The sequence below is a fragment of the Pseudomonas sp. MYb327 genome (genome assembly GCF_040438925.1).
In the GTDB taxonomy this organism is placed as follows: Bacteria; Pseudomonadota; Gammaproteobacteria; order Pseudomonadales; family Pseudomonadaceae; genus Aquipseudomonas.
Genome location: NZ_CP159258.1, coordinates 1,991,932 through 2,006,605, shown reverse-complemented (window position 1 = coordinate 2,006,605; position 14,674 = coordinate 1,991,932). Strand labels below are relative to the sequence as shown.

The window sequence follows — 14,674 nt, the reverse complement described above, 5'->3', positions numbered from 1 at the left end:
AGATCCGTTGCGGGTTCACGCAACGGAGGGAGCGCTCATCGAGCGCATGCGAAAAGAAAACCGGTCAGCACGTCCACGGCGCCGGGCGATCACCTTTCAGGCCGTAGCGCTCGACGGCTTCAGCCAGCACCTGACGTGGCAGACGCCCGTCGCGGACCAGACCATCCAGTGCGGCCAGAACCACCTGATGACGATCGACTTCAAAAAAGCTGCGCAAGGCGGTGCGGGTATCACTGCGGCCAAAACCGTCGGTACCCAACGCAATGAAGCGAGCATCGACATAGCTGGCGATCAGTTGTGGCCAGGCGCGAACATAGTCGGAGGCGACAATCACCGGTGCATCGCCTGCGAGGGAGACGCACAGATGGCTGACTTGCTCAGGTTCAGAGGGGTTCAGACGATTGCGTCGCTCTACTTCCCGTGCTTCACGAGCGAGCTCGCTGAAACTGGTGACGCTCCACACCTCGCTCGATATCTGCCAGTCAGATGCCAGCAGTTCGGACGCCGCGATCACTTCTCGCAGGATGGTCCCGCTGCCCAGCAACCGTACCGAGCCACGTGAGGAGTCGGCATCCGTCACCGCATAGCGATACATACCGCGAATGATTTGATCCTCGACACCGGAAGGCAGCGAAGGCTGGGCGTAGTTCTCGTTCATCACCGTGATGTAGTAGAACTCGTCGACATCGCGCTCCATCATCTGGCGCATGCCATGGTCGACGATCACCGCCAACTCGCCAGCGAAAGCCGGATCGTAGGCGCGGCAGTTGGGGACAGTGGCCGCCACGACATGGCTGCTGCCATCCTGGTGTTGTAGCCCTTCCCCACCCAAGGTGGTTCGGCCTGCGGTGGCTCCCAGCAAGAAGCCGCGAGCACGTTGGTCCGCCGCTGCCCAGATCAAATCGGCAACACGCTGGAAACCGAACATTGAGTAGTAGATATAGAACGGCAACATCTTTTTGCCATGAGCGCTGTAGGAGGTTGCGGCAGCCGCCCAGGAAGACAGTGCACCCGCTTCCGTAATGCCCTCTTCCAATAGCTGACCATCGCAGGCTTCACGGTAATAAAGCATGGAGCCTGCATCTTCCGGCTCGTAAAGCTGACCCAGCGGCGAGTAGATACCGATCTGGCGAAACAGGTTGGCCATGCCAAAGGTGCGCGCTTCGTCCGCAACGATTGGGACGATCCGTGGCCCCAGTTCTTTGTCTTTGAGCAAACCGCCGAGCATCCGTACTACCGCCATGGTGGTGGACATCTCTTTGCCGTCGGCCTCGAACGCAAAGCGTGCGTAATCAGCCAGGGCAGGCACAGCGACTTGTTCGTCCCCCTTCTGCCTTGCCGGCATGTAGCCGCCCAATGCCCCTCGGCGTTCTCTCAGATAACGCATTTCCTGGCTGTCCTCGGCCGGGCGATAGAAGCGCAATTGCGCTACATCGTCGTCGGACAGCGGCAGCGCAAAACGATCACGAAAGGCCTTAAGTGCGTCGATGTCCAACTTCTTGGCCTGGTGCGAAGTCATGCGCGACTCACCCGCACCGCCCATGCCGTAACCTTTTTTGGTTTTGGCCAGGATGACCGTCGGACGTCCCGAGTGCGATTTGGCAGCAGCGAACGCCGCATGCAGTTTGCGGAAATCGTGACCACCGCGTTTCAGGGCATCAATCTCGGCATCGGACATGTGCGAGACCAAATCCTTGATCTCTGGATCTTGCTGGAAGAAGTGCAGCAAGTTGTAGGCACCGTCCTTGGAGCCCAGCGTCTGGTATTGGCCGTCGACGGTCTGGGCGAAGCGTTGCAACAGGGCATTGTTCGTATCCCGTGCAAACAACGGATCCCAGTCGGAGCCCCAGATGACCTTAATGACATTCCAGCCGGCACCGGTAAACAGCGCCTCGAGCTCTTGAATGACCTGACCGTTGCCACGCACCGGACCATCCAGGCGCTGCAAGTTGCAATTGACGATAAAGGTGAGGTTGTCGAGTTTTTCCCGCGCCGCGAGCGTGAGCCCGGCAATCGATTCGGGCTCATCCATTTCACCGTCACCAAATACCCCCCAGACATGCCGGTCGGCGGTTTCGGCAAGATTGCGGTGCTCCAGGTAACGCATATAACGCGCCTGGTAGACCGCACTGATCGGGCCAATGCCCATCGACCCGGTCGGGAACTGCCAGAACTCAGGCATCAACCACGGGTGCGGGTAAGAACTCAGGCCATTTCCACCGACTTCCTGGCGGTAGTTGGCCAGTTGCTCTTCGGACAGTCTTCCCTCAAGGAAAGCGCGAGCGTAGACACCCGGTGCCGAGTGCGGCTGGTAAAACACCAGATCGCCGCCGTGATGTTCATCACGGGCACGGAAGAAGTGGTTGAACCCGACCTCAAAGATCTCGGCGGCAGAGGCATAACTTGCGATATGCCCGCCCAGGTCTCCGTAGGCCTGGTTTGCGCGCACCACCATGGCCAATGCGTTCCAACGAATGATCGAAGTGATCCGTTCCTCGACAGCAAGGTCGCCTGGATAGGGCCCCTGCCGTTCAATCGCAATTGTGTTGCGATAGGCCGAGTACGGGTGCACGTGCGAGGTGATGCCAAGTGCTCTTGCATGTTGCTCTAACTGTTTCAGCAGGAACTGACCGCGCTCGGAACCGCCTTCGCGCACGACGGCCTCCAGTGACTCCAGCCACTCCTGCGTTTCATCCCGATCAATATCCAGCGATGCCAGTGACCCGGTGATCGAATTTTCGTTTAGCGAACTCATGTCTGCCTCCCCCTTCTTGTTGTTTGCTTAGAGATGAACCGACAGAACGTGCCGCCGTACTAAGCTGCTGAATGTCGACATCAAATGCCGGCCTGAATGAATCCTTCAGGATGCCGTGCGAAAATCTCCAACCGCCGCGTTGAGCGCGCCACCCACCTGTTCCAACCCGCGCACCGACGCTTCCAGTAACCCGCTGGCGGCAGTGCTTTGTTCCGCGACTGCCTGTACTCGATCCATGCTTGCGCCAACCTGCCCAGCCACCGCACTTTGCTGTTCGGCTGCCGCAGCGATCTGCTGACTCATCTGTTCCACGGTCGACACCGCCGCGGCGATTTCCTGCAGCGCCTGAGAGGCCTGCGAGGCAAGCACTACGCTTTCGCCGGTCAGCGTCTGGCTGTCCTGCAAGCGAGTGGCCGCCTGCCCGGCGACGATCCGCAGCTGTTGGATGATGGCAGCGATGTCATCTGTAGAGGTTTGGGTGCGCCGCGCCAGGTTGCGTACCTCGTCCGCCACCACGGCGAAACCACGACCGTTTTCGCCAGCACGTGCCGCTTCAATCGCAGCATTCAGGGCCAGCAGATTGGTCTGCCCGGCCAGGGCACTGATCACGTCGAGCACCTTGCCAATCGCCGCGCTCTCGTTAAGCAGCGAGTCCATGGCCTCGGAACATCCGCTCATTTCCTGAGCGAGGTGACCGATCTTGGTGCTCGCCTGATGCACCAACGCTTCGCCTTTGCGTGCCTGACCATTGACCTGTTCGACGGCGTGGCGGGTCTGACTGGCATTGCGCGCAACGTCATGGGCAGTCGCGGCCATCTGTTGCATGGCGGTGGCCGCCAGTTCTGTCTCCTCGCGCTGCGAGTCGACGCCTTGACGAGTACGCTCGGTGACGTGCACCAGACTGTCGGCAGCCTGGTTCAACTGCCCGACGCCTTGGCCAATCCGGCCAATCAGACCGCGCAAACTTTCCAACATGATCCCGACGCTGCCGAGCAACTGGCCCAGTTCATCGCGGCGCCCCGCGGCATCGATCTGCGCGCTGAGATCGCCCGATGCCACGCGCCGGGTCAGTTCAACTGCCTGACGTAGCGGTTGCAAAATCAAGTGGCGAATCAACAGACCCGCGCCGACGCCGAAACCGAGCGCCAACAGCACAATCCCTTGAAGCAGCCGCGATACCCACTGACCCATCGATTGCGAGGCCTGCACTTGTGCGATACGGGCCTCGCCCAGCAGTGCGCTTACCTTGTCTGCGGCGACGTTCATCGCTGCCTGGCTATCGCTGGTTTGATCGCGGCTCGCGGCGTAACCGTTGAACGCCGTGCGGTATTCATCCAGTGCCGTGCGCGCCTGGGTCAGCGACTCACGCTCCGAACCCTCGAGGCGCAGCTCCAGGTTTTCCATGTACGAACGCAGCTCAATAACCCGCGCCTCCCAGGCGTTGCGATCCTCCGTACTGCCTTGCAGCGTGAAATAGAGTTCGCTGTCACGCAGGTTGGCCAACTTGTCACGCAACGTGGAGTCTTGTTCAAGTTGCAGCATGCGTACCGAATCAGCCGGCTGCGCCCTCGAAGCCAGAAGGTTGACCGCGTCCAGCTGGTCCAGCATTACCACGGTAAATCGCTCGCCAACCACCTGTGCCAGTTGCTGCATGCGCAGTCGAGCCTTGCGGGCATCGCGCTGGGCTTGAGCGTACCGCTCGAACTGGGCGAGGTAACTTTTTGCGGCGTCGATGGAGCCGCCCTGCCCGGCTTTCGCCTCGGACATTTCAAGTAGCGAGACGAGCTCACCGATCAGGGTGGAAACCTTGTTGGCCTCATCCTCAGCCAACTCCAGGCCGAACGCCTTTACCGCTACCTGCGCTTGCAACATCAACGACTCAACGGATGCGACGTCGTTCATCTTCTCGGCGCGGACTTCGAGCACGTTGAAGGCATAAAACGCGGTCATTGCAACGCCTAAGGTCGATAACAATACCAAACCAAAACCCAGCGACAGCTTGGTGCCCACTGACAGGTTGCCCAGTACACGAGCGATCATCGGGACCCGCCTTTGCACATCGAAGGCGAATCGAATCCGAGCGAAAGTGGATATGGCTGATGCCACCAAGGCGAACTGCGCATATGAGATCTTCTTGTTGTTGTTTTTCGATTTCCGACGTTCTGCGTCGCTTGCGTTTAGAGCCTATCTCCTAGGCGTGTGGCTCGGCCAATGGCCAATAATGATGTGGGTTAGCTGAATCGCTAATAGCCCTAAAGTTGCACGCTGAGCCGCCGCATTGCACGAACGGCCCGCTGAAAAGGTAGGCGTCTACCGATCCGTCTCAATCAGAAAGTGCTTTCCTGAAGTTTGCGTATTCCTTTCGGACAAACTCGTCGAAGGGGGTGGCGGGACGGCCAAGGAGAAAGGACAGCACGTTGGAATTACCTACAAAATCGTGGTTGCTGTAATGCGCGGCAATGGCGAGGTTCATGCGCAACATATGCTGGAGCGCGTCGGGATCAAGATTGCCGAAACGGTCACGGACGAACACTTCGACATCGAATCGCTTGGCCTTGATTTCACGTCCAACCACGTTTGAAGCGACCGCAGCGATCTCATACGCGTTGAAGCGCCCGGGCCCTACCAGCTCGTACGTTGCGCCGGAATGACGCTCGGGGTCAGAGAGAACTCGCGCAACCACCTCGGTAACGTCGTCCAGGTCCACCATCGATTGTCGTTTGTCCAACGACCACGCCAGGCGGAACACGCCTTCCTCAAAAACCGCCTTCATGCGTGAAGGCAACATGTAGTTGGCTGGCTGCAAAATGGTGTATTCGAGCCCGGAGGACAGCAGATGTTCTTCAATGTCGCGCTTGATCTCATGCTGGATCAAATCACTGGCAATGGCGTGGAGCACGGAACTGAACACGAAATGACCCACACCCTCAGCCTTGGCAGCGTCGATCATGGCGAAACCCATCGCGCGCTCATCCTGATGGAGCGTCGGCCCGATGTGGTACACGCTGGAAACGCCTTTCATTGCCTGAGCGATGAACGCCTGATCGGCAAGGTCTCCCACCAGCACTTCTTGTGCACCAATCGATCGCAGTTGCCTGGCCGACGCTTCAGATTGCACGCAGGCCCGCACCTGATGGCCGGACGCGAGTAGCTTAGGTATTAGACGTTTGCCCTGGTTGCCATTGGCCGATGTTATGAGGATCAATGAACTCATCTCCTGAAAGAAAAACAACTAGGCTATCCAGCCATTGAACACATCAGAAAAACAACGTCAGGCCGACTTGCAGGTTAAGTGCATCTTTGACATCGGGACTGAATGACGGATGTTCGACATAGCTGAGCCCCGTACGTAAATACGTACCGGCAGCCAGGCGCATGTTGTAAGCAAGCGTTGTGGACCTTGAATCGTCAGCGTTCGACACATGGAAATTATCGAGCTTCTTGTTGGCATCGTCGCTGTAGCTGGTGTAACCGTATTCCAGCGTCACCATATCGAACGGGCGCGAATCCATCGGCCCTTTTGCGAACACACGGAAGCCGTAATATAGATCGAACAAATTGCGATCTTCCGGTGCCGACATCCAGGTAAAACCAGCATAAAGACCGCGTGAGGCGATGGCACTATCGAACTGGTAGAACTGGTAGTCACCCAGTACATAACCCGCGTAATTATTGTCACTGCGTTCGTTACTTAAAAACTGGCTGTACTCCGATGTGTTGTAGATATAACCGGCACGCAACCACGCATACGGTGTACCCGGGGTCGCGTTGCGCTTGAAGCCGAGTTCATCGATGTACAGCGCGCCGGCATGATCTACGTGCAAGTCGAGCTCGCCGAGATGGCGGTCAATTTCCGCCCCCATACCGTCAGGACTGATGCTGCGTTGCACACCAAACTTGTTGTAGAAGTTACCGACGTTCAGGGTCACGTTGGCTGCAGGGCTGGAAATGGGGGCGTGGCTCAAACCGACCTGATAGGGAATGAGCGCCTGTAGACCTTGGGTGCCACCCACTAACGTACCGCCAGTGAACGGGCCGATAAACTCCAGGTCGTTAGGCAACACACCGATTTTGAATTCGACGGTTTTATCCAACAGGCTCTGGTAGTACGCGATGCGCGTATAGCTGAATTTCGAGGATGGATTCACTTCATCCCAGCTGGAGTAGTAACTACCAACCCCCAAAATGAACTGGCCATTTTCCAGGCCTACTCGCCCCAGGTCGTAGGTAATTCCTGCCACCAGGTTCGACGAGTAAGTCGGACGCTCACCGCTGTAGGCTTGCGGATTATGCCGGTCGTGATCGAGGTAATTATTGGTGAAATTGGACATGTTGAGGATGTTGAAACCGATGCCGTGCTCGGCAAGGTCATTACGCAGTCCACCCGCATCACCGAGGATGCTTTCCGACGGCGGTGGCAACTCGGTCAGTTGGCCATGCTCTACCAATGCATCGATTTTCGCGAACTGCTTTTTTCGCTCGATAATGTGGCCAAGCAGTTGACTGTCAGGCAGTGATTTCTTCGCTACCGCTTGATCAAAAGAAGAAGCCGGCAGCTTCAATTCCGGGGCAACCTGCCCGACTAATTCTTGTTTGAAGGTCGTCGTTTCAGCGCGAGCATTCAGCGAATGAGCTGCCCATATAGCCAGGGATGCCGCTAGCGTAACGCGTATAAACTCAGGCGCACACTTACGGATTCGGTTCATCCCGATTGAGTTGGGCCGCATACTTTTCCCTTTTTATTTTTGTTGTATTCAGAAGCTAAAGAAATCGAAAACGCGTTATGTCACTTTGGCTGCGGTGGAAACCCAGGCCTGTTGCGGCGACTTGGCTGACAGGCACAGCAAGCCAAACGCAAGGACCGGCAGTATTGGGAACAGCATCAAGCCCAGGCTGTAAGAACCGCTTTTATCGAAAACCATACCCAACACGATGGGACCGATGATGGCGCCCAGCAGCGTGACCGAAAAGGCGCTGCCGAAGATCCGCGCGTAAGCCAGGCGACCAAATCGACGAGCGATGAGATAACCCAAAATATCGATTTCCGCGCCTTGCGTTGCTCCAATCAGAAAGCTGGCGAGCAGCGCCCAACCGGGTCCATTCATGAGCATCACGAAGCCGGCCAACTGGCACGCGAGAAAAATGCCGGCCACGGTGCGGGTGTGCAGATGATCCAGCAAGGCGCCACCGCAAAGTCGTCCGAATAATGACCCGACAGAGCCAGCAGCAACGATGCCGGCAATCTGAGCGGCAGATACGCCCCAGTCCGACAACATCGCAGGCAAGTGGAAACTCGCGCCCACAGCGCCAACCAGCACCAGAACAAAGGCCAGCGAATACAACCAGAAATCCCGCGTTGCCAGGGCACTTCGCAAGGTCAGACCGTCCTGGCCTGGTTGGTTTTTTTCACCACTGCGTTCCGCTTCTGGAATCGGTCCCTTGTTGTCACGAACAAACACGGCGAGATTGACCAGGCCAATCACTAGGGCAATGGCCCCACCGATCACAAATGCCTCACGCCAGCCGTGCACTTCGATGTTCTGCGAAATAAGGTAGGAGAATCCGCCAGTGCCCACCGCGAGGCCCGACGAGGTGATAGCAAAGGCAAGCCCCAGGTGTTTGTCGAACCAGCGCTGGGTCAAGAACAGAAAGGCCGGATAACTCGCCAGGTTGCCCAAGGCAACGCTCAGCGCCGTAATCGCGACAAACGAGCCGAAGGAATGAGTGAGCGACAAGCACATGTAACTGACACACCCCAACACCGTGCCCACCAGCGCGACCCGGGCCGCGCCGAAACGGTCGACCAGGTAGCCGGCCAGCGGCATCACCAGAGCGTTACAGATGGCCGCAGTCGAAAGAATGATGGAGAAATCAGTACGGGACCAACCGAACTCCCCCGCCACCGACTTCATGAACAGGCCCAGCGGAATCAGCAGAATGGCGGGCGGCGCGATGCTCATCCCGAGAAAGCATCCAACAAGCACTGACCAACGTTTCATTTCTTTTTTCCTTATTATTGTAGAAGCGCACGAACTGACGTTTGGAGCCTGTTGATCAATTGATGAGCCTTGAAACCGCGGCGTGCCGGGGCGAGCCTCTCCCCTTTAAGAGTGCCCCCCAGCAGAGTCATAACGCTTCACATGGGTGACTCCAAACCACATCAAAGCCCCCCAGCCGGATAGTGAGCTCGGCGGCATTTGAGATATCAATTTTGATGAGAACTGTTGTTGTTTGACCCTGGAACGCGGTTTCGTGTTTTCACGAGCCTACGTCCACACGCCGACAATATCAACAGCAGTTGACATAAGGTAGTGGATGTTGGAGAAATTGGCGGAGACACTGCCAGAAGGAGCACGAAGCGCGCTCATCCTTTGAAACACGCGGAGTAAACAAAAGAAGGCGCCTGAAGAAGAGCCCGTATACATGCTCTCAGCAAAGCTATCGCTCGGCCTGTGCCAGCGCTTCCTATCTAAGCCGGCTAGCGCTGGTTTCTATGAACGGTTTGGTTTCCGACACATCGGGAGCTATCCGATGACAGGTCACAAGTTCGGTCAGTGGCAATGATGCAGGCTACTGGCAAATTGAATTACGAAGGAGGACACGCCCGTCGAGGGATATCTGCCCGTGTTCGGAAATAGAGGATTGAACGCTTACTATGGGTCATGCGCTCCCTTTCGACAGGCAACAAACGGCCAGGAGCGGTCGTTCCAACCAAATAAGTCTGTTCCCGTTCTGACTATTAAGAGCGGACGCTTATGGATTTCTGGTCGCACCGCACCAAAAGCAATTTGCCACTATTGGCCTATACTCGGTCGTCCGCGGTGTTTTCAAGGAGAGATCTCAATGGTTGTACCAGATTTCAATGGGCTAGACGCTCCCATTGCCGACGATTTTGAAACTTGGCTCGGCGAAAGAAGCCGGTGGTTACAGACAGCTGCCAAGAATCTAATCGAGACCAAGAAGCCACCAACAGACGACCAGATCAAAGAGCTTGCCCGGCTTTGTATGGTCGAATCGAAGAAGGAAGACGACCCAGGCTTCGGCACTGTATCGCCAGGCTCGTTGGCACTTGCTGCCAGCCGTCCTGCCATCCGCATAGAAGGAATCTCAGAAGTCCATGGGTTGAATGCAATCAAATCAGGCGCAGCACTACCCCTTGGCCCAAGCAACATTACAGTGTTCTACGGTCAAAATGGTTCAGGAAAAAGCGGATATGCACGCCTCCTGAAACAGGCATGCGGCTCACGGTCAAAAGACGAAATTCACCCTAACGTCTTCACTGAAGAACCAGAGGCCTGCAGGGCTAATTTCCAAGTCTCGGCAGGAGAAAAGAAAGGAACAATTGAATGGACGCTTACCCAAGGGGCAGATCCTTTACTTCGTCACGCCCAGATATTTGACTCCAGAACGGCTACCCAATACATGGGCAAAAACGAGGCCAGCTACGAGCCAAGCCAAATGAAATTCGTGGCGTCATTGATCGCCGCGTCAGACAAGGTTAGTCAGCACCTCACTACATCGAAGAATGCATTGCTGAGTGTACTGCCACAATTCCCAGCGGACTTGGAAGTCACTGAGGAGCGTAAGTGGCTTGCAAGTATTAAGCCTGCAACGACTACAGCTGCTATCGACAAATTCTGTACGTACACACCCGAGCACGACGCTGAGCGGATTATCACAGAAGGTGCATTGGCCCAGAAGGATGTGGCGGGCCGACTGGCCTCAATCACGAAAGAAAAGCAGGGGTTGGCAACAGTTCGGCTAGCTATGAGTCAACTCAAGGACAAGCTCTCCAACGAAACAGCACAGATCATCGTAAGTGCAAACGCTGATGCGAAGGAAAAGCGGCAAGCCGCTCAGAAATTTGCTCAACAACTCTTCTCCGAAACTCCACTCGACGGAGTCGGCGAAGCGGTGTGGCAACAGTTATGGGCCCAAGCTCGATTGTTTTCTCAAAATCATGCTTACCCTGGTCAACCATTTCCTGTTGTGGGTAAGCAAGCAAGGTGTGTGCTTTGCCAGCAAGAGCTCAATGAGGATGCTAGCCATCGGTTGAGCCACTTTGAGCAGTTTGTCACCGAAGGTTTGGAGCTAGGCGCAAAACAAGCAGAAGACAAACATAAGGCTTTTGTCCTCGCCTTACCCCAATCGCCGAAAGAACAGGATTGGTTAGCTCATATGGCCCTGATCAAACTAGATCAACAGCAGGCCATCGATCTGCATAAAACCTTGGTGAAAAGACGTTCCGATCTCGAGACTGCTGAAAAAATCGAAAATGTTGCCCTATTTGACTGGTCACTGGTAAATCAGGCACTGGCAGAAGTAACCGAGCAGTTAGGCGGCGAAGAAAAGTCGCTGACCGAGCTCTCTCAAGACGGCAAACGACAGCAAATGGAGGCGCAACTCCATAAGCTGAAGGCCCTGCAGTGGCTGTCGCAAAACAAACCAGCAGTCCTGGCCGAACGTGACAGGTTGTTGGCTGTTGACCAGTACGGGAAAGCCATCCGGCTTGCTGCAACCAACACGCTTACGATCAAGAACAACGAATTGGCGAAATCCGAGGTGGAGGCGGGATATCAAACTCGCTTCGCCGCCGAACTCAAGCTACTAGGTGGCTCGAGGTTGCCTGTAGCCCCTCAAAGTAAAACCGTCGGTAAAGGCAGGACAACATTCGGACTGACGCTCGTTGGCGCAAAAGGAACCCGCCCGCCAGAACAAATTCTCAGTGAGGGTGAGACAAGAATTGTGGCCTTGGCTGCATTCCTAGCTGATATTACTGGCTCAAATCAAGTAGCCCCGTTTATTTTCGACGACCCGATTTCCTCACTCGATCAAGATTTTGAAGAGCGGGTTGTCGCGCGACTCGTAGATTTAGCACAGACCCGCCAGGTCATCATCTTCACTCACAGGCTGTCGCTGGTGACACTTCTGGAGTCTGCAGTAAAGAAAGTGAAGGAACATCCAGATATCCCGGACATCACCTTTGACGTTCAGACGCTGCGACGTCTCGACAAAACATCCGGTATTCTGACCGGACAAAGTGCTCGCGACTCGAAACCAAAGCCGGCCATCAACAAGCTCCTCAATGAGAGCTTAGCCCGACTTAAGAGGCACCAGGAAGAAGGCGATGCTGAAAGCTACGACCTCATGGCCAAGAGTGTTTGCAGTGACTTCCGAATCATCGTGGAGCGCACTGTTGAGGTGGTGATGCTGAACAGCGTCGTGCTGCGATTCCGTAGGGAAGTGATGACCAAAGGGCTACTGAGGCAGCTAAGCAACATCACTCAGGAAGATTGTGATCTGATCGACGACTTGATGACACGGTACTCTGTGTATGAGCATTCTCAGGCAGACGATCTTCCAGCAGTACCCCCCGAACTCGTTCAACTCGAAAACGATATGCGGTCGCTTGCGGACTGGATAGAGGTCTACTCGAAGCGGGTAACCTGACACACATTGCTAGACCCTCGAGTGCTGGTTTACCTATTCCATATGCCATAGGGCGGCCGGAGCGAAGCGTCCACTTCTCTCTGGTCGCACTGTAGTGGTTTACTGATTCCGGACATCAATTTAGGCGAGTGTCCTCGACATTAGAGAAGTGTTCGATGAGCAAGCAACAACTTCCGTTTTCTGTCGAGTTCAAACGAGAGGCCGCGGCCCTAGTACGGATCAAGGCCACAGCCGTGACGAGGCCAGTTGTTCGCTCGACGCAGTCGAATCCGCATAGCGCTGCTGGGATCGTGTGCCGCTTTTAGTGCATGACCGCTTTTGGTTGTGGATTCAACCGGTCGACGCAACAGATTGGCTAAAATGTGGTCATCCTGCCTGTCGCTACTAATCAGATCGAATTGAAGCTGAGCTTCCTTTTTTCTTATGGTGGCCGGTGGCAATAAAGAAGTTGCTTTCTTCATCAACCTGGCCCCATTATTCTACAAAACGCACATCGGCATGGAAAATACGATTAATTTAATAATCCGTACCGGCACCATCTGCCTTTAGTTACCACATTTGATGAAGACCTAGATGCAAGATATGGATACTCATTTGGTACGAATATGAATTATGAGATTTTTGATATTTCAGATTTCAAGCAGGAGGAGTTTGAGCCACTTGGAACAAAGTCAAAGTATTGGTGTTCCGACTCGCTAGGAAATCATTACCTATTCAAATCAATCGAAACACATGACTCAAATAACAGCATCATATTAAGGGATGGGGAGGATTGGTCAGAAAAAATATCATGCGAACTTGCAAAAAAACTACTTATCCCTTGCGCAGACTACGAATTAGCACGCGACAAATCAGTCCGTGGCGTAATTACCAGGAATTTCATTTCCAGCGACAATGCATACCTTGTAACAGGAAATGAAATCCTAAAAAATTATAGCGCCCCTATTAACACCGAAGTTCAGAAAAAATCCGAAAAACAAAACATCATGCATGTCTATATTATTCTGCGGCGAATAATAAGAAATAAACCACTCGGCTTCAACAGCTTACCCAGCATTAAAAGCGCCGCAGACTTTTTTACTGGCTACTTAATGCTCGACGCTCTGCTGTCCAATCAAGACAGACACAGTGAAAACTGGGGATTGATTGTTACTGGCAAGGGACGCTTTCATCTAGCTCCAACATTTGATCACGCGGCGGGGTTAGGCAGGAATGAATCTGATGAAACAAAGCATAACAGATTAACCTCTCAAGACAGGGGGCAGCATGTTTCAAACTACGTACAGCGAGCAAAGTCTTTTTTTATTTAAAAGATAAAAGATTGCGCACTTTAAAAGCATTTGAATATTTTGGAATATTGAACCCGCGAGCAGCTATAAGCTGGCTAACGCAGCTGAATGCATTGACTACCGACATAATGCAAGCTATTATTGAGCCAATACCTGCGGAAATAATGAGCGATGTATCTAAAAAATTTGCCCTTGAAATGCTTTGCTGTAACAAGTCGAATATGATGAGTCTTTTACCTTTCTTTAAGGAAAACTTAGATCCATCATTTAGAAAGCGGCAGATTAAAACATATGAGTAGTGCATTTGTTATTTGGCAAGATCCTGAGACAACCATGTGGGAGCCAGTTGCCAAGTTGGAAGAAGTTCACGGAATTTATAGTTTTTCTTATACCCAAGGTGCGCTCAATAAGAACTTCGTTCCGTTCCCACGCATGAACATCCTGGATAAAGTATATGAATCAACCGAGCTTTTTCCTTTTTTTCAAAATAGATTAATCCCCGAACGGCGTCCAGAGTACTTCACCATGCTGTCATGGTTAGATATGGTGCCTGGCGCCAACGACCCTCTTGAAATCCTTAGTGCGTCAGGAGGCTCAAGAAAAACAGATAATTTCAGGATTATTAAAGTACCGCAAATGTCAGCAAACAAAGAGTATCGATTGAAATTCTTTCTCAGCGGCATTGCGTATATTTCAGGCGACGCCAAAAGAGAGCTTTTGACTCTGGACGGTCGAACCCGACTATCTTGTATTATTGAGGAAGGGAATCGCGCCGACTCGAATGCAATTTCAGTAATTAATCCCTGCACAGGACACCACCTTGGATACTACCCTCACTATCTAAATGAGGATTTAATCTACGTAAATCGCAAGCTTGGAGTGACAGGTAGCAAACTTTCTACTAGCATCCCCGTCCTCAAAATCAACTTAAGCGCACCTGAACAATATAGGCTTTTGTGTGAGTCGGTAACTCCTTGGCCGGATGGCTTCGTACCTTTTCAATCAGAAAAATATAAACTTCTTGCGACTAAAAATCGATTTCCTAGTCACCGGAAATAGGTAAGGCTGCATATTAATCTCATATTAATCTCATGTTAACTCACTGCCCAACCCATGAGCTCTGCTGCAACCGCTCAGCATTATAATTAATTCCCAAACTGTCCGCATAATAGTTCGCAGA

The 14,674-nt window shown here is 53.7% G+C and carries 9 protein-coding genes; 4 read left to right on the top strand and 5 right to left on the bottom strand.

Going from position 1 to position 14,674, the window contains the following annotated elements:
* Positions 1 to 64 precede the first annotated feature (64 nt).
* The 5 genes from mdeB to ABVN21_RS08940 form a co-directional block, all read right to left on the bottom strand.
* A complete protein-coding gene (gene mdeB / locus ABVN21_RS08960; protein WP_339554486.1) occupies positions 65 to 2,755 on the bottom strand; it encodes an alpha-ketoglutarate dehydrogenase in 2,691 nt (896 codons plus the stop codon).
* A 105-nt stretch (positions 2,756 to 2,860) separates the two neighbouring features.
* Positions 2,861 to 4,795 carry a methyl-accepting chemotaxis protein gene (locus ABVN21_RS08955; RefSeq protein ID WP_339554485.1) on the bottom strand — a complete coding sequence of 645 codons (1,935 nt, stop codon included), beginning with the start codon at positions 4,793 to 4,795 and terminating at the stop codon, positions 2,861 to 2,863.
* A gap of 283 nt (positions 4,796 to 5,078) precedes the next feature.
* On the bottom strand, positions 5,079 to 5,969 hold the full coding sequence (locus tag ABVN21_RS08950) for an NmrA family NAD(P)-binding protein (protein WP_339554484.1): 891 nt from the start codon (positions 5,967 to 5,969) through the stop codon (positions 5,079 to 5,081).
* Positions 5,970 to 6,012: 43 nt separating this feature from the next.
* Positions 6,013 to 7,482, bottom strand: coding sequence for a carbohydrate porin (locus ABVN21_RS08945; protein ID WP_353637235.1), 1,470 nt, complete (start codon positions 7,480 to 7,482; stop codon positions 6,013 to 6,015).
* A gap of 54 nt (positions 7,483 to 7,536) precedes the next feature.
* Positions 7,537 to 8,754 (bottom strand): MFS transporter, encoded by a 1,218-nt coding sequence (locus ABVN21_RS08940; protein ID WP_339554482.1) that lies wholly within the window; start codon positions 8,752 to 8,754, stop codon positions 7,537 to 7,539.
* Between the two features lie 844 nt (positions 8,755 to 9,598).
* On the opposite strand from ABVN21_RS08940, the gene ABVN21_RS08935 reads away from it, so the two are divergent.
* From ABVN21_RS08935 to ABVN21_RS08920, 4 genes are all read left to right on the top strand, one after another.
* Positions 9,599 to 12,205: an AAA family ATPase gene (locus tag ABVN21_RS08935; protein ID WP_339554481.1), complete on the top strand. Its 2,607-nt coding sequence runs from the start codon at positions 9,599 to 9,601 to the stop codon at positions 12,203 to 12,205.
* Positions 12,206 to 12,810: 605 nt separating this feature from the next.
* On the top strand, positions 12,811 to 13,515 hold the full coding sequence (locus ABVN21_RS08930; protein WP_339554480.1) for a HipA domain-containing protein: 705 nt from the start codon (positions 12,811 to 12,813) through the stop codon (positions 13,513 to 13,515).
* Positions 13,516 to 13,526: 11 nt separating this feature from the next.
* The gene (locus ABVN21_RS08925; RefSeq protein ID WP_339554479.1) at positions 13,527 to 13,793 is read left to right on the top strand and encodes a hypothetical protein; all 267 of its coding nucleotides are present in this window, start codon (positions 13,527 to 13,529) and stop codon (positions 13,791 to 13,793) included.
* Positions 13,786 to 14,553, top strand: a complete 768-nt coding sequence (locus ABVN21_RS08920; protein WP_339554478.1) for a hypothetical protein — start codon at positions 13,786 to 13,788, stop codon at positions 14,551 to 14,553. Before ABVN21_RS08925 ends, ABVN21_RS08920 begins: the two co-directional genes overlap by 8 nt.
* Positions 14,554 to 14,674: the final 121 nt, after the last annotated feature.